The sequence below is a fragment of the Pantoea sp. X-Soil-MYKO-1289 genome (assembly GCF_059730625.1).
Map to the genome: position 1 here is coordinate 2257484 of NZ_AP036004.1, position 16445 is coordinate 2273928.

Genomic DNA, 16445 nt, shown 5'->3' on the forward strand with positions numbered 1-16445 from the left:
CCGCGCGTCGCCTGAAATGCCAGCGGCCGGCACAGAAAGCGCCTGCGGATGATTGCACCCTCCGGCAAATTGAGGCATAAAGCCAAAAACCCGTTTATGCGCTCAAGGAAAACGTCGTGCACTATCAACCGAAAAGCGACCTGCTGCAAAACCGCATCATTCTCGTCACCGGCGCCTCCGACGGCATTGGCCGCGAAGCCGCCATCACCTATGCGCGCTACGGCGCGGAAGTTATCCTGCTGGGCCGTAACCTGGATCGGCTGGAACAAACGCAGCAGGCGATCGCGCAGCTGGGCCTGCGCCCGGCGCACAGCCTGGTGTTCGATCTGGCGCAGGCGACGCCGGCATCCTGTCAGCAGCTGGCCGACCAGCTGGCGCAGCAGTTTCCGCGCCTGGACGGCGTGCTGCACAACGCCGGCATTCTGGGCGAGATCGTGCCGCTGGCCGAGCTGGATCCGCAGATCTGGCAGCAGGTAATGAAGATTAACCTCGACGCCACCTTTTTCCTGACCCAGGCGTTGCTGCCGCTGCTGCTGAAATCGAGCGCCGGCTCGCTGGTCTTCACCACCTCCAGCGTGGGCCGCACCGGCCGCGCCGGCTGGGGCGCCTATGCGGTGTCGAAGTTCGCCACCGAAGGCATGATGCAGGTGCTGGCGGATGAGTACAAGAACCAGCCGTTGCGGGTCAACTGTATTAATCCCGGCGGCACGCGCACCAAAATGCGCGCCTCTGCCTTCCCGCAGGAGGATGCTGGCAAGCTGAAAACCCCGGCCGATCTGATGCCGCTCTACCTTTATGTCATGGGTGACGACAGCCGCCGTAAAACCGGCATCAGTTTTGATGCGCAGCCTGGCCGTAAACCCGGAGCGGCGGAGTAATGGGCGACGATCGCCACCAGCAGCGGCAGCAGCGGCTGAAAGAGCAGGTTGACGCGCGCATCGCCGCCGCGACGGAAACGCGCGGCATCATGATGGTCTTCACCGGCAACGGTAAAGGCAAAACCACCGCCGCCTTCGGCACCGCGCTGCGCGCCGTGGGGCACGGCAAAAAGGTGGGCGTTATCCAGTTTATCAAGGGCGAATGGCCCAACGGCGAGCGCAATCTGCTGGCGCAGCACGGCGTGGAGTTTCAGGTGATGTCCACCGGCTTTACCTGGGAGACGCAAAACCGCGCCACCGATACTGCCGCCTGTCAGGCGGTGTGGCAGCACGCCCTGCGCATGCTGGCGGACGATACCCTGGATCTGGTGCTGCTCGACGAGATCACCTATATGGTGAGCATGGATTATCTGCCGCTGGACGAGCTGGGGCGCGCGCTGGCGGCGCGTCCGCCCCATCAGAGCGTCATCCTGACCGGACGCGGCTGCCATCGCGCGCTTATCGAGCGCGCGGATACCGTGACCGAAATGCGGCCCGTGAAGCACGCCTTCGACGCCGGCATTCAGGCGCAGCAAGGCATAGACTGGTAGGCAAAAAAAACGCAGCCCGTGAGCTGCGTTATTTTATTAGCCGCGTTTGCCGCCGCCGCTGTTGCTGCTGCGTCGACCGCTGCCGCTCACCTGCGTGTGGCGCTTAACCGCGCGACGAATTTGATTCGCCTTGGTGCGGCGGCGATCTTTTTCCACCGCCAGCTTGGTGACCGTCTCGTCATCCATGCCGACCAGCGAGCGCAGATAGTTCACCGCAGTCAGATCCATTTCCATCCAGCCGCCGCGCGGCAAGCCTTTCGGCAGCGTGATATCGCCGTAGCGCACGCGCATCAGACGGCTGACCTGCACGCCGACCGCTTCCCACAGGCGACGCACTTCGCGGTTGCGTCCTTCGGTCAGGGTGACGTTATACCACTGGTTGACCCCTTCGCCGCCGGCGAAGCGCAGCGTTTTAAAGGCTGCCGGGCCATCTTCCAGCTGCACCCCTTTGCTCAGCTGACGGATTTTATCGTCGTCGACCTGACCAAACACGCGCACGGCATATTCGCGCTCGACTTCGCGGCTCGGATGCATCAGGCGGTTTGCCAGCTCGCCGTCGGTGGTGAACAGCATCAGCCCGCAGGTATTGACATCAAGACGTCCGACCGCGATCCAGCGGGAACCGCGCAGGCGCGGCAGGCGATCGAACACCGTTGGACGGCCTTCCGGGTCGCTGCGGGTGCAGAGTTCGCCTTCAGGCTTATAGTAGGCCAGTACGCGGCAGACTTCCGTCGCCGACTCGGCGATAGAAACCAGATGACCGTCGATGCGGATTTTCAGGGATTTGTCATTTTCAATGCGGTCGCCCAGGGTGGCGAGTTTGCCGTCGATACTGACGCGACCAGCGGCGATTTTTGCTTCGATTTCACGACGGGAACCGTGGCCTGCACGTGCCAGGACTTTCTGTAACTTTTCGCTCATAGCGGCCTCACTGTCGCCTTCCCAGGCGTCATTTGGGTTAAAATTCTTTAAAATCAATAACTTAAGTTATGACATTCCGCCTATTATACCTTTAATTTACGGTTTTGTAACCTGCTTAATCAGGCTAGCCGCCGTGACTCTTATTTAACAACTGTGATCATCTTCGCAACAGATTTACATGCAGACTTGTATGGTAGCCCAACCTCTGACATAAGGGCTACTGCTATGACCTCTCTCTCTACCCCAACCGCGCGCGATAGCGCGACAGACGCCGACCACAAGAGCGTGATACGCCGGGTCGCCAGCGCATCCGCCATCGGCACCGCCGCGGAATATTATGATTTTTTCGCCTATGGCACCGCTGCGGTGCTGTTCTTTGGCCACCTCTTCTTTCCCAGCGATAATCCGCTGGTCAGCACTCTGGCCGCCTTTGCCACCTACGCCGTTGGCTTTCTGGCGCGACCGGTCGGCGGGATTATCTTTGGCCATATCGGCGATAAGGTGGGCCGTAAAAAAGCGCTGGTGGTTACCATTCTGATCGTCGGTCTGGGCACGTTTTGCATCGGCCTGCTGCCGACCTACGCCACTATCGGCATCTGGGCGCCGGTATCCCTGATCGTTATCCGTCTGCTGCAGGGTTTTGGCGTCGGCGGCGAGCAGGCGGGCGCGGTGCTGATGACGGCGGAGTATGCGCAGCCCGCGCGGCGCGGCTATTTCGCCAGCTGGGTGCAGATTGGCGCGCCGACCGGCTTTCTGCTGCCGCTGGCGCTGTTCGCCATCCTGAATGCCCTGCTGACGGCGGATCAGATGATGAGCTGGGGCTGGCGCGTGCCCTTTCTGCTGAGCGCGCTGCTGGTGATCGTCGGGCTGTTTATCCGCCTGCGCATTGACGAGTCGCCGGTGTTCGCCGAGATCCGCGCCACCAAAGCGGCAGAGTCGCGGCCGCTGAAAGAGGTGATCAAGACTTATCCGGGGCTGGTGCTGAACGGCGTGGCGGCGAAGCTGATCGAAGCCTGCGCCTTCGCGCTGTTTACGGTGATCATTCTGGCATGGGGCAAAGCGAACCAGCTCGACAACAACATTCTAATGGAGAGCATGATTGTGGCGGTGGTGCTGGAAATTTTCGCTATTCCGCTGATGGGCGCGCTTTCCGATCGCATCGGCCGCAAACCGGTTTATCTGCTGGGCGCGCTGCTGATCGTGCTGGCAATCGTGCCCTTTTTCCTCGCCCTGCAGCAGAACAGCTACTGGCTGACGCAGATCGCCATGATCGTGGCGCTGACGCTGGGCCACAGCATGTGTTACGCGCCGCAGGCGTCATGGTTCCCCGAACTGTTTCCAACCCATATCCGCTGCAGCGGCATTGCGGTGATCTGGCAAATCGGCTCGCTGATAGGCAGCGGCATTCTCGGCCTGGCCGCGGTTAAAATCCTGCAGGTCACCGACGGCCACTGGTATGGGCTGGCGATCTATGTCGGGGTGCTGGGCGCGATTTCTCTGGTGGGTCTGGCGCGCTTGCCGGAGACCGCGCCGGGACGGCGCAACGCGGAATATCACAGCTGGCAGCGGCGCTAACCCGACACCATTGCCTTACAGTCGCCCTCTTCGCAGAGGGCAATGATTAATCTGCCGCGCAGGGAAAGGTTGCGCGTTTTTTTCGCCAACCTGCTGAAGCGAAAATAGTTTTATGCGCCGCATGCTCTGATTGCCGCGGCTAATGTTTGCCGGCAGCAGATGATTCATTAGCTACAGGATACAATTAAAAGAGCGTTAAGCTTAACTCGCTTCTCAGCTGCATTTTTTCATCTGACATTGCTTATCTCCTTAGTGAATTATTCTGAAAGTTTAACCCAGAACGCGTTACCTGCATGGCGGTCTCACTTTATACCCGCCTTTAACACCACAGATTGGTTTATCACCCTATTTATTCGCATTTCTTTTTAAGATTAATCTTAATCAATTGTCTACCGATGTATTACAGGTAAAATCAGAGCCAGAAACGCAAATAATCACTTTCGTATTATTAATCTTATAGCGTTACTCCAGCGAAAGTTTTTAACGAGAATTTAACTTGCCATTTGCAGTTTCTTTAAAAATAAACCGGCGCTACCGGAAATGCAGCGTTAATACGGCTCAATGATGAGTCTGAAATTGCATGTCAAAAGTCTTCACCAGGGATTTTCCGACATGCCAGCATAAAGATAATCACCATGAGAAAACTGTTCTTATGGCCGGCGTTTGCTGCGCTGGCTTTGAGCGGTTGCTCTGTGGGCCATACCGAATATAGTCGTACGGCAATGCAGCACGTGGACATGAGTTTCACCGGCATTCCTACGGTTCTCGGGCTCGGCACGCTGGGCAGCAGCATTCCCATCACGCCTGAATATAGCCTGACGGCGGCGCACGTGGCGAAATTTGCCGTACAGCGCGTGAAGGCGTATCACCCCTATTGCGATCTGGCGATCATTTACCACAAAAATGACGCGGCCACGCTGGCGAAATTCCGCAGCGGCGCCATCGGCGATCCGATCAAAATGTACGGCTACAGTTTTATTTCCGCTATGCCGGTTGAATCCTCGGGCAGTAATTTAGCGCGCACCGCTATTCGCAACAGCTGGAATAAAAAACCCTGTATGGCAATGGCATCCAATGCTGGCGTCGTGAAGGGAATGTCGGGCGGCGCGGTCTATAATGCGGATAATACGCTGGGCGGCGTCATTGTCGGTTTCAGCGATGAAATAAAAAGCAGCAGCAGCGGCAAAATCGTTTTAAAAGATGTGTCGCTCTATATTCCCTATTCCGACTTTCAAAACTGGCTGAAACAGAATATTGGTCAGGCGGCGCAGAGCGGCGCCTGACCAGGCTGTTACAGGAAAGGACGGGTATCGCCTGAGCCTTCGCGCACGATGGCGGGCGCATCGCTGGTGAGATCGACAACCGTTGTCGGCTGCTGTCCCAGCGTGCCGCCATCGATAATTAAATCCACCAGCTTGCCGATGCTGTGCTGGATCTCTTCCGGGTCCGATTCGGTGAAATCGTTGCCCGGCAGGATCAGTGAGGTCGACATCATTGGCTCGTTGAGCGCCTCAAGCAGCGCCAGCGCAATCGGATTGGACGGCACGCGCAGCCCGATGGTTTTGCGCTTGTCGTTCATCAGACGACGCGGCACAATTTTGGTCGCCTTCAGAATAAAGGTATAGCTGCCCGGCGTGTTGTTTTTCAGCAGGCGAAACGCGCTGTTATCGACCTGAGAATAGTTGGAGATTTCCGACAGATCGCGACACATCAGCGTGAAGTTGTGATTGCCATCCAGCTGACGAATGCGGCAGATGCGCTCCAGCGCGTTTTTCTCTTCCAGACGACAGCCCAGCGCATAGCCGGAGTCGGTAGGATAGACGATCACCCCGCCCTTATTGAGGTAGTCGACCGCCTGCGAAACCAGGCGCGGCTGCGGATTGTCCGGGTGAATGTGAAACAGTTGACTCATAAAAACCTCGTATCACCTGTCCGCGACAGAGCCTGTGGGCGCCAGCGCCGGGAAACGTTCCCATACCGGCTCGACGCCGGCCGGTAGCCAGAGTTTGCGGCCCAGCTCAATCCACGGACAGGGTTGGTGAAAATCGGAACCTTGCGATCCAGCCAGATCGGCATCGCGGGCGTACTGCGCCAGCTGCGCGCGCTCGTTCGGCGCCTGCTGACACTGCGCGACTTCCATGGCGTCGCCGCCCGCTTCGCGGAAATGCGCGATAAGCCGCTTCAGCCACTTTGCCGACAAACCGTAGCGGCCTGGGTGCGCCAGCACCGCACAGCCGCCAGAATGGTGAATGGCATCAATGGCTTGTTTAATTGTACACCATTGCGGCGGAACGTAGCCGGTTTTGCCGCGCGCCAGATAACTTTTGAATACCTGCGCCACCGTGTCGGCTTTGCCCTGCTCAATTAAAAAGCGGGCGAAGTGGCCGCGCGTAATAACGCCGCCATCCGCCAGCCTTGCGGCGCCAGCCAGCGCGCCAGGGATGCGCGCCTTCTCCAGCCGCTCGGCGATCAGCGTCGCCCGCTCCTGACGACAGCGCGCCTGCTCCGCCAGAAAGGCGGTCATCGCCGGATGGCTGATATCGATATTCAGCCCGACGATATGAATCTCATGGTTCTCCCACAGCGTCGAGGCTTCTACGCCCGCCAGCACCTTCAGCGGCAGCGCCTGCTCGCTAACGGCGCGCTGCGCCGCCGCGACGCCCGCCACGCTGTCGTGATCGGTAATCGCCAGCACGCCGACGCGCATAGCCACGGCGCGCTCGACCAGCGCCTCGGGCGTCAACAGCCCGTCGGAAGCGCGGGTATGGCTGTGTAAATCATAAAGCGGAAAACGGGCAATCTCGTTCAAATGGCACTCCTGCTGCACGATGAAGCGGCCAGCATGATAACGATTTTATGCGCGGGTGAAAAAGCGTATTGACTTTTATCCGCTGAACCCGTTAACTAGTACACAAGTTCACAACTAAACGGGTTCTCTGTCATGGCAACGATGTTGATGCTTTCTGCAGGCTGGTGGCGCGATGTTTCCCCCGACGGGCGACGTCCAGCACCTCTTGCGTAACGCAGTGCAGAGACCCGAGCCCGCTTAAAGCGGGCTTTTTTTTAGGCGAATTTCAGAGAGAACATCATGCCAAATGCGAAACCTACAGTGAAGTTGATTACCGGCACCGCGCCCTACCGCGAAGATCCGGCCGCAGTGTTTCATCAGTTATGCGGCGCACGTCCGGCAACGCTGCTGCTCGAGTCGGCGGATATCGACAGCAAACAGAACCTGAAGAGCCTGCTGATCGTCGACAGCGCCCTGCGCGTCAGCGCGCTGGGATCCTGCGTAACGGTGCAGGCCCTGTCGGAAAACGGTCGCGCACTGCTGCCGCTGCTCGACGCGGCGCTGCCTGCTGGCGTGAAAATCGAACCACGTCCAGACGGGCGCGAGCTGCACTTTCCGTCCGCCGACGCGGTGCAGGATGAAGACTCACGCCTGCAGGCGCTGTCGGTTTTCGACGCGCTGCGCCTGATTCCACGTCTGGTGAACGCGCCGGCGGAGGAGCGCGAAGCGGTGCTGCTGGGCGGCCTGTTCGCCTATGACCTGGTGGCGGGCTTTGAGGAGCTGCCCGCGCTGGAAAATCAGCAGCGCTGCCCCGACTACTGCTTCTACCTGGCGGAGACGCTGCTGGTGCTCGACCATCAGACGCGCAGCGCCACGCTGCAGGCGAGCCTGTTCTCTCCCTCCACCAGCGAATTCCAGCGTCTGCAAAGCCGCATCGAGCAGCTGCACGGCCAGATGCTGCAGCCCGCGCCGACGCTGCCGGTGCAGAAAGTCGAGCAGATGACGCTGAGCGTCAGCCAGAGCGACGAAGCCTACTGCGACACCGTGCGTCAGATGCAGGAAGCGATTCGCGTCGGCGAAATTTTCCAGGTGGTGCCGTCGCGCCGCTTTTCGCTGCCCTGCCCGTCGCCGCTCGCCGCCTACGAAACGCTGAAGAACAGCAATCCCAGCCCCTATATGTTCTTTATGCAGGATCGCGACTTCGCGCTGTTCGGCGCCTCGCCAGAGAGCTCGCTGAAGTATGACGCCGCCACGCGCCAGATCGAGATCTACCCGATTGCCGGCACGCGCCCGCGCGGCCGACACGCCGACGGCTTGCTGGATCGCGATCTCGACAGCCGCATTGAGCTGGAGATGCGCACCGATCATAAAGAGCTGGCCGAACATCTGATGCTGGTGGATCTGGCGCGCAACGATCTGGCGCGCATCTGCGTGCCGGGCAGCCGCTACGTTGCCGACCTGACCAAGGTCGACCGCTACTCGTTCGTCATGCATCTGGTATCGCGCGTGGTCGGCACGCTGCGTGAAGACCTCGACGTGCTGCACGCCTACCGCGCCTGCATGAACATGGGCACCCTGAGCGGCGCGCCGAAAGTGCGCGCTATGCAGCTGATCGCCGCGGCGGAAGGCACGCGCCGCGGCAGCTACGGCGGCGCGGTCGGCTACTTCACCGCCAACGGCGACCTCGACACCTGCATCGTGATCCGTTCCGCCTGGGTAGAGGATGGCGTCGCCACCGTACAGGCGGGCGCCGGCGTGGTGCTCGACTCTAATCCACAGGCCGAAGCGGACGAAAGCCGCAACAAAGCGCGCGCCGTGCTGCGCGCCATCGCGACCGCCCATCACTGCAAGGAGATTTTCTGATGGCCGATATCCTGCTGCTCGATAACATCGACTCCTTTACCTATAACCTCGTTGATCAGCTGCGCGCCTTCGGCCACAACGTGGTGATCTACCGCAATAACGTGCCGGAGGCGGTGCTGACCGAACGCCTGCAGCGCATGGAGAATCCGGTGCTGATGCTGTCGCCGGGTCCGGGCGCGCCGAAAGACGCCGGCTGCATGCCGGAGCTGCTGCAAACCCTGCGCGGCCGCCTGCCGATTATCGGCATCTGCCTCGGCCATCAGGCGATTGTCGAAGCCTACGGCGGCCATGTCGGCCAGGCGGGCGAGATCCTGCACGGCAAAGCCTCCGCCGTGAATCACGACGGCGAAGCGATGTTCGCCGGATTGAGCAACCCGCTGCCGGTCGCGCGCTATCACTCGCTGGTGGGCAGCAATACGCCGGCGGAGCTGACGGTCAACGCCAGCTACAACGGCATGGTGATGGCGGTGCGCCACGACGCCGATCGCGTCTGCGGCTTTCAGTTCCATCCTGAATCCATCCTGACCACTCAGGGCGCTCGTCTGCTGGAACAGACGCTGGCCTGGGCGCTGGCGCCATCACAGGGAGAATGATCATGCATGCCATCCTGGAAAAACTCTATCAGGCGCAGACGCTGACGCAGGGCGAAAGCCACCAGCTGTTCAGCGCCATTATTACCGGTCAGCTGGAGCCGACGCAGCTCGCCGCCGCGCTGATCGCCATGAAGGTGCGCGGCGAATCGCCGCAGGAGATCGCGGGCGCCGCCAGCGCGCTGCTGGAAGATGCCCGACCCTTTCCGCGTCCGACCTACGCCTTTGCCGATATCGTCGGCACCGGCGGCGACGGCAGCAACAGCATCAATATTTCAACCGCCAGCGCCTTTGTCGCCGCCACCTGCGGGCTGAAAGTGGCGAAGCACGGCAACCGCAGCGTCTCCAGCAAGTCAGGCTCCTCCGATCTGCTGGCGGCGTTCGGCATCAGTCTGGATATGCCTGCCGAGCAGGCGCGCGCGGCGCTGGACGATCTCAACGTCTGCTTTCTGTTCGCGCCGCAGTATCACACCGGCTTTCGCCATGCGATGCCGGTACGCCAGCAGCTGAAAACCCGCACGCTGTTCAACGTGCTCGGCCCGCTGATCAACCCGGCACGGCCGCCGCTGGCGGTGATCGGCGTCTACAGCCCCGAACTGGTGCTGCCGATCGCCCAAACGCTGAAGGTGCTGGGTTACCAGCGCGCCGCGGTGGTGCACGGCGGCGGCATGGACGAGGTGGCGCTGCACAGCGAAACCCACGTCGCTGAGCTGCGCGACGGCGAAATCACCCGCTATCAGCTTACGCCGGAAGACTTCGGTTTCGGCTTCCATCCCAAAGAGGCGCTGGCCGGCGGCACGCCGGAAGAAAACCGTGACATTCTGACGCGTTTACTTCAGGGTAATGGCCAGCAGGCCCATGAGGAAGCGGTCGCCGTCAACGTGGCGATGTTGTTGAAAGTATTCGGTCATGAAGATTTGCGTGAAAACGCGCAGCGTGCGCTTCAGGCTATCCGCAGCGGACAAGCCTATGAACGCGTTGTCGCTCTGGCAGCAAGAGGATAACCATGCAAGGTACGATTTTAGAGAAGATTGTTCAGGATAAAGCGCAGTGGGTCGAGGCGCGCAAGGCGCAACAGCCGCTCGCCTCCTTTCAGAATGACGTGCAGCCCGCTTCTCGCAGCTTTTACCATGCGCTGCAGGGCGCCCGCACCGTATTTATTCTGGAGTGTAAAAAAGCGTCCCCTTCCAAAGGGCTGATCCGCGACGATTTCGACCCGGCGGCCATCGCGGGCGTTTATCGCCACTACGCCTCCGCCGTCTCGGTGCTGACCGACGAGAAATATTTCCAGGGCAGCTTCGACTTCCTGCCGATCGTCAGCGCGGCGCTGACGCAGCCGGTGCTGTGCAAAGACTTTATTATCGATCCCTATCAGATCTACCTGGCGCGCCACTATCAGGCTGACGCCATCCTGCTGATGCTCTCGGTGCTGAACGACGAGGAGTATCGTCAGCTGGCCGCTGTGGCGCACAGCCTGAAGATGGGCGTACTGACCGAGGTCAGCAACGAAGCGGAGCTGGAGCGCGCCATCGCGCTGGAAGCGAAAGTGGTCGGCATCAATAACCGCGATCTGCGCGATATGTCGATCGACCTCGACCGCACACGCCAGCTGGCGCCGCGCCTGTCGCACGGCGTGACGGTGATCAGCGAATCGGGCATTCATAACTATGCTCAGGTGCGCGAGCTGAGCCACTTCGCCAACGGCTTCCTGATCGGCTCGGCGCTGATGGAAGAGCCGGATCTGGCGGCGGCGGTGCGTCGCGTGCTGCTGGGCGACAACAAAGTATGCGGGCTGACGCGAGCGGAAGACGCGCGCGCCGCCTTTGAGGCCGGCGCGCTTTACGGCGGCCTGATCTTCGCCGACGGTTCGCCGCGCCGACTCGACGCGCCGCAGGCGCAGCAGGTGATAGCCGGCGCGCCGCTGCGCTACGTCGGCGTATTCCGCAACAGCGCTATTAGTGACGTTGTCACGCTGGCCGATGCGCTGCAGCTGAGCGCCGTTCAGCTGCACGGCGATGAAGATCGCGCCTATGTCGCAGAGCTGCGCGCCGCGCTGCCCGCCGCTGTCGCCATCTGGAAAGCGGTGAGCATTAAAAGCGCGCTGCCCGCGCGCGACTGGCCGCACGTTGACCGCTACGTCTTTGACAACGGCAACGGCGGCAGCGGCGAACGCTTCGACTGGTCGCTGCTGCAGGATCAGGATTTAAGCAACGTGCTGCTTGCCGGCGGCCTGGGCGCAGACAACTGCGTAGAAGCGGCGCGCCTTGGCTGCGCGGGCCTCGACTTCAACTCCGGCGTGGAAAGCGCGCCCGGCATTAAAGATGCCAGCAAAATCGCGGCGGTTTTCCGCACGCTGCGCGCCTACTGATTTGTCAGGTCCGCTGCGGCGGGCCTAAAAGGAAGATGAAAACATGACTCTACTGAACCCCTATTTTGGCGACTTTGGCGGCATGTACGTGCCGCAGATCCTGATGCCGGCGCTGCAACAGCTGGAAGCGGCCTTTGTCGAGGCGCAGAAAGACCCGGCATTTCAGGCGGAATTCACCGACCTGCTGAAAAACTATGCGGGACGTCCGACGGCGCTGACGCTGTGCAGCAATCTGACCAAAGGCACGAAAACGCGCCTCTACCTGAAGCGCGAAGATCTGCTGCACGGCGGCGCGCACAAAACTAACCAGGTGCTGGGCCAGGCGCTGCTGGCGAAACGCATGGGTAAAAATGAAATTATCGCCGAAACCGGCGCGGGTCAGCACGGCGTCGCCTCAGCGCTGGCGTGCGCGCTGCTCGGCATGAAATGCCGCATCTATATGGGCGCGAAAGATGTCGAACGCCAGTCGCCCAACGTCTTCCGCATGCGACTGATGGGCGCCGAGGTGATCCCGGTGCACAGCGGCTCCGCCACGCTGAAGGACGCCTGCAACGAGGCGCTGCGCGACTGGTCCGGCAGCTACGAAACCGCGCACTATATGCTTGGCACCGCGGCGGGCCCGCATCCTTTCCCGACTATCGTGCGCGAATTCCAGCGCATGATCGGTGAAGAGACGAAAGCGCAGATTCTGGAAAAAGAGGGACGCCTTCCCGATGCGGTTATCGCCTGCGTCGGCGGCGGCTCGAACGCCATCGGCATGTTCGCCGACTTTATCAATGATGAGAGCGTCGGCCTGATCGGCGTCGAGCCAGCTGGCCACGGCATTGAGACCGGCGAGCACGGCGCGCCGCTCAAGCATGGCCGCGTCGGCATCTATTTCGGCATGAAGTCGCCAATGATGCAGACCGAAGAGGGTCAGATCGAAGAGTCCTACTCTATCTCCGCCGGTCTCGACTTCCCCTCTGTCGGACCGCAGCATGCGCACCTCAACAGCATCGGCCGCGCCGACTATGTGTCGATTACCGATAATGAAGCGCTGGCCGCCTTCAAGGAACTCTGCCGTGCAGAAGGCATTATTCCGGCGCTGGAGTCGTCGCACGCCCTCGCCCACGCGCTGAAGATGATCCGCGCGAATCCAGAGAAAGAGCAGCTGCTGGTGGTTAACCTTTCGGGCCGCGGCGATAAAGACATCTTTACCGTTCACGATATTTTGACTGCGCAGGGAGAAATCTGATGGAGCGTTATCAACAGCTGTTTACGCGTTTACAGGCCAGCAAAGAAGGCGCATTCGTGCCCTTCGTCACGTTGGGCGATCCCTCGCCGGCGCTGTCGTTAAAGGTGATCGACGCGCTGGTCGCGGGCGGCGCTGACGCGCTGGAACTGGGCATTCCCTTCTCCGATCCGCTGGCGGATGGTCCCACCATTCAGAACGCCACCCTGCGCGCCTTCGCGGCCGGTACCACCACCGCGCAGTGCTTCGAACTGCTCAGCAGCGTGCGCCGGAAATATCCCGATCTGCCCATCGGCCTGCTCATGTACGCCAACCTGGTGTTCGCCAACGGCATCGACGCCTTCTATGCGCGCTGCGCCGAAGCGGGCGTGGATTCAGTGCTGGTGGCGGATGTGCCGGTCGAAGAGTCGGCGCCGTTCCGCCAGGCGGCGCTGCGCCACGGTATCGCGCCGATCTTTATCTGTCCGCCTAACGCCAGCGACGATCTACTGCGCGAGATCGCCTCTCACGGCCGCGGCTATACCTATCTGCTGTCGCGCGCGGGCGTGACCGGCGCGGAAAATCGCGCCAGCAGCCTGCCGCTGCAGCGCCTGATCGACAAGCTGCGCGAATATAACGCCGCGCCGCCGCTGCAGGGATTCGGCATCTCCGAACCGGCGCAGGTTAAAGAGGCGCTCGGCGCGGGCGCCGCGGGCGCTATCTCCGGCTCAGCGATTGTGAAAATTATTGAGCAGCACCATGCGCAGCCAGAAGAGATGCTGGCGAAACTGACCGCCTTCGTCAGCAGCCTGAAAGCCGCCACCCGCTGATCTTTTCATGCTCTCTCGGCTGAGGGAGCATGATTTTTCACTCTTTTTTACATCCCGACGTTGCCGCTTTCGCTTTTCCCGCCCACACTTGTTTTGCGCGCCGTTATGGTAACGGCGCATCTTGTTCGAGACAGGGAGAGAAGCAATGAAACTGTTTAAAGTCCTTGCAGGCGCGCTGGTCGCCATGGTTGTTGCGCTGACGCTGAGCGCTTGCGCGCCAACCCCGAAGGAAGAAGGTACCGGCGGTTATATCGACGACACGGTGATCACCACCAAAGTCAAAGCACAGCTACTGAACGACGATGAACTCAAATCACGCGAGATTAACGTTGAAACCTTTAAGGGCCGCGTGCAGCTAAGCGGTTTCGTCAGCTCGCCGCAGATGGCCAGCCGCGCGGTAGAAGTGACCCGTACCGTGAAAGGCGTGAAGTCTGTTGTGAATAATATGCAGATTAAATAACGCTGACGCAGAAAAGCAAAAGGCCGCGAGCGAATCGCGGCCTTTTTTTATCAGAAGCGGTAGCCTGCGCCGAAGAAGAAGACGAAAGGATCGATACGCGTATCGATGTTCTGCTGCTTGCCGCCCGCCTTAAACTTCACTTCCGTATCAATATCCATATACCAGAGCGAGGCGTTCAGCATCCAGTCGCGGTTAATCTGGTAGTCGAGACCGACCTGTCCCGCCACGCCCCATGAATCTTTCACGCTAAGATCGCTAAGGCCGGCATCACGGCCGGTCTGGTTGAAGTCCGTGTCGAAAAAGGTGGTGTAGTTGATACCCACACCGACGTAGGGGCGCACCTTGCTCTGACTGTCGAAGAAGTAATACTGCGCCATCAGGGTCGGCGGCAGCTGACGCACCGTCGCCAGCGTGCCGGTCGGACCCAGGCCCACCTTATGGCGGAACGGCGTCGCCGCAAGCAGCTCGACGCCGATATTGTCGGTAGCCATATAAGTAAAGGTCAGGCCCAGCTGGGTATTGTTGCTGACGTTGAAACCGCCCATGCCCAGCACATTATCGGAACCTTCGGTAGGACGCACCGTCGCGCTGCCTGCGCGCATAAAGAAATCACCTGCTTCATGAGCCAGTGCCAGTTGCGGTAGAGCCATTGCCAGTAAGAAAGCGCATTTTGTCAGTTTCATGGTCACTCCTTTGCACAAGATAAACGGGGAAAAATATGATTTGTCGTTGTCGGCAACGTTCTAACGGGATTTTGGAAAAAATGCATCCGAATCAATCACGAAAAACCATATAAAAAACAATGGATTGATTTAGATCAATTTTTGCCCGGCAGGCTTGCCTGAAATTTCCCTTGAAGAAAGCAAGCGGCGTGATTATTTTGCTTTTTTCCCGTGTTGATTTTGGTTCGATGCCTCAGGAGTGGCGGGCGATCAAATGAGCGATAATTTAAACCCTTGCATGACCTGCGGCGCCTGCTGCGCCCATTTCCGCGTCTCTTTTTACTGGGCTGAAGCCGACGACGCCGGCGGCGCGGTCCCGGTTGAGCTTACCGAGCCTTTAAGCCTGCTGATGCGCAATATGCGCGGCACTAACGCGCGCGAACCGCGCTGCGTGGCGTTGCAGGGTGAGCCGGGCAGCTGCACCTCCTGCGGCATCTATGCGCAGCGCCCCACGCCCTGTCGCGAGTTCGCCATGTCGGGCGAAAACGGCATTTATAACGAGGCCTGCGATCGCGCCCGCGCTCGTTATGGCCTGCCGCCTCTTTTTCACCCTTCCGGCTTTATGACAGAAAAACCGCACCAGGCCAGTGAAGGTGCAGGTTATATCAGCAACAATTAAATGCTTTACATGAAGCAGTAAAGGCTCTGTTTATGAAAGCAGAGCTTTTAAATAACAATGCTTATCAATTGAGAGAGATATAGTCGCTTTAACCTGACGCATGCCTGTTTACATAACGATCCGATCGTTTTACCGTAGATAAAATTCAATACCCGCCTCATTGGTTCTGTCACTTCCATTATATCCGGCGGGCAGTAAATTTTGCGAAATGGATCCAGTTAGAAGGACAAGGTGATGTATAACAAAAATGGCCTTATTGATTATTTGCAAGCTAACAATATACTGGCATTGAAACTTGATCATGCAATGACAGGCGTAGCAGGAAAAGTATCAAATCAGATCGAAACAGTAGGAAAAGGTGTTACGCGTTTAATTTACTACACATCCTGCTTCACCGATGAATATAACGATGTTTGCCAACAGCAAAAGAGGGAAGACATTCGATTCAGAGATGCTGTCTATAAAATAGTAAATCACACTGATGTGGTTTATGAGATGCTAAAACTATACTTTGAAGAAATATTCAGATATAAAACATCGCATCAATTCGAATACATCAAGCAATCTCTAATGGCGGTAAATGTCCATATCGCCGCCAGTTCGCTTACCAGCGCTGGTTTTTATTTGGCTGTGGCCAGTTCTGTGCGAATTGGGTTAAACCTTAGTCTGGCGTTAAGCGCGCTCGCAGGTAGATGGGGCGTTCGAGGAATGGCGACTATTGGGATTTATGGCGTGGTGCAACAGGCTGCGGAAAGTGCTCATCGTCTGCAAATACAATTCCCTGCCTATTACGCTGCACTCTATGCGCAAGAACTTGAGATGCTTTATTTTGTCATTGAACCTGTCTTCACAAAGGCAGGCGCCATCGAGGCACAATGGGCATCAGAGCACGGCATTTCGGGTATTATCAGCAGGATGATCCAATAAGTTATGTTGAATTATATTAAGCGTTTCCTACGGTGGCAAGGACGATTCTTTTTCTCGACATATGGCCCGGCAGTGCTAACCCTTTTTTTTGCTTTGCTCCAGGC

15 protein-coding genes and 1 pseudogene are annotated in these 16445 nt (G+C 59.0%); 12 read left to right on the top strand and 4 right to left on the bottom strand.

Translation table 11 applies throughout. The features are described 5' to 3' along the window. Window positions 1-116: 116 nt before the first annotated feature. Entirely contained in the window at window positions 117-878 is a 762-nt protein-coding gene (locus AC6I7Z_RS10890) for a YciK family oxidoreductase (protein WP_497814223.1), read from the top strand. Continuing rightward, window positions 878-1468, top strand: a complete 591-nt coding sequence (gene cobO / locus AC6I7Z_RS10895; RefSeq protein WP_497814224.1) for a cob(I)yrinic acid a,c-diamide adenosyltransferase — start codon at window positions 878-880, stop codon at window positions 1466-1468. Before AC6I7Z_RS10890 ends, cobO begins: the two co-directional genes overlap by 1 nt. 36 nt (window positions 1469-1504) lie before the next feature. Here cobO and rluB read toward each other — a convergent pair whose 3' ends face one another. Beyond that, on the bottom strand, window positions 1505-2389 hold the full coding sequence (gene rluB, locus AC6I7Z_RS10900) for a 23S rRNA pseudouridine(2605) synthase RluB (RefSeq protein ID WP_497814225.1): 885 nt from the start codon (window positions 2387-2389) through the stop codon (window positions 1505-1507). 225 nt (window positions 2390-2614) lie between these two features. On the opposite strand from rluB, the gene AC6I7Z_RS10905 reads away from it, so the two are divergent. After that, window positions 2615-3964 carry an MFS transporter gene (locus AC6I7Z_RS10905; protein ID WP_497814226.1) on the top strand — a complete coding sequence of 450 codons (1350 nt, stop codon included), beginning with the start codon at window positions 2615-2617 and terminating at the stop codon, window positions 3962-3964. A gap of 635 nt (window positions 3965-4599) precedes the next feature. Continuing rightward, window positions 4600-5247, top strand: a complete 648-nt coding sequence (locus AC6I7Z_RS10910) for a S1 family serine peptidase (RefSeq protein WP_497814227.1) — start codon at window positions 4600-4602, stop codon at window positions 5245-5247. Between the two features lie 8 nt (window positions 5248-5255). Here AC6I7Z_RS10910 and AC6I7Z_RS10915 read toward each other — a convergent pair whose 3' ends face one another. Together AC6I7Z_RS10915 and rnm are read right to left on the bottom strand one after the other, a co-directional pair. Further along, window positions 5256-5876 carry an L-threonylcarbamoyladenylate synthase gene (locus tag AC6I7Z_RS10915; protein ID WP_033790344.1) on the bottom strand — a complete coding sequence of 207 codons (621 nt, stop codon included), beginning with the start codon at window positions 5874-5876 and terminating at the stop codon, window positions 5256-5258. Between the two features lie 12 nt (window positions 5877-5888). Further along, window positions 5889-6773 carry an RNase RNM gene (gene rnm, locus AC6I7Z_RS10920; RefSeq protein WP_497814228.1) on the bottom strand — a complete coding sequence of 295 codons (885 nt, stop codon included), beginning with the start codon at window positions 6771-6773 and terminating at the stop codon, window positions 5889-5891. 279 nt (window positions 6774-7052) lie between these two features. Between rnm and AC6I7Z_RS10925 the strand changes: the two genes are divergently transcribed. The 6 genes and pseudogenes from AC6I7Z_RS10925 (at window position 7053) to AC6I7Z_RS10950 (ending at window position 14073) form a co-directional block, all read left to right on the top strand. Beyond that, window positions 7053-8615, top strand: a complete 1563-nt coding sequence (locus AC6I7Z_RS10925; RefSeq protein WP_497814229.1) for an anthranilate synthase component 1 — start codon at window positions 7053-7055, stop codon at window positions 8613-8615. Continuing rightward, window positions 8615-10209 (top strand): annotated as a pseudogene (trpD, locus tag AC6I7Z_RS10930) (bifunctional anthranilate synthase glutamate amidotransferase component TrpG/anthranilate phosphoribosyltransferase TrpD). The gene AC6I7Z_RS10925 and the pseudogene trpD overlap by 1 nt, the downstream one beginning before the upstream one ends. Window positions 10210-10211: 2 nt before the next feature. Beyond that, a complete protein-coding gene (gene trpCF, locus AC6I7Z_RS10935; RefSeq protein WP_497814230.1) occupies window positions 10212-11573 on the top strand; it encodes a bifunctional indole-3-glycerol-phosphate synthase TrpC/phosphoribosylanthranilate isomerase TrpF in 1362 nt (453 codons plus the stop codon). A gap of 43 nt (window positions 11574-11616) precedes the next feature. Further along, window positions 11617-12807 (top strand): tryptophan synthase subunit beta, encoded by a 1191-nt coding sequence (gene trpB / locus AC6I7Z_RS10940; protein WP_497814231.1) that lies wholly within the window; start codon window positions 11617-11619, stop codon window positions 12805-12807. Next, on the top strand, window positions 12807-13613 hold the full coding sequence (gene trpA / locus AC6I7Z_RS10945; RefSeq protein WP_497814232.1) for a tryptophan synthase subunit alpha: 807 nt from the start codon (window positions 12807-12809) through the stop codon (window positions 13611-13613). Before trpB ends, trpA begins: the two co-directional genes overlap by 1 nt. Before the next feature lie 145 nt (window positions 13614-13758). Further along, complete coding sequence (locus tag AC6I7Z_RS10950) at window positions 13759-14073, top strand: BON domain-containing protein (RefSeq protein ID WP_497814233.1); 315 nt, start codon at window positions 13759-13761, stop codon at window positions 14071-14073. Window positions 14074-14123: 50 nt separating this feature from the next. Here AC6I7Z_RS10950 and ompW read toward each other — a convergent pair whose 3' ends face one another. Continuing rightward, on the bottom strand, window positions 14124-14756 hold the full coding sequence (gene ompW / locus AC6I7Z_RS10955) for an outer membrane protein OmpW (RefSeq protein WP_497814234.1): 633 nt from the start codon (window positions 14754-14756) through the stop codon (window positions 14124-14126). Window positions 14757-15009: 253 nt separating this feature from the next. Here ompW and AC6I7Z_RS10960 point away from each other — a divergent pair, with 253 nt between their 5' ends. Together AC6I7Z_RS10960 and AC6I7Z_RS10965 are read left to right on the top strand one after the other, a co-directional pair. Continuing rightward, on the top strand, window positions 15010-15414 hold the full coding sequence (locus tag AC6I7Z_RS10960) for a YkgJ family cysteine cluster protein (protein ID WP_497814235.1): 405 nt from the start codon (window positions 15010-15012) through the stop codon (window positions 15412-15414). Window positions 15415-15648: 234 nt separating this feature from the next. Beyond that, the gene (locus tag AC6I7Z_RS10965) at window positions 15649-16341 is read left to right on the top strand and encodes a hypothetical protein (protein WP_497814236.1); all 693 of its coding nucleotides are present in this window, start codon (window positions 15649-15651) and stop codon (window positions 16339-16341) included. Window positions 16342-16445: the final 104 nt, after the last annotated feature.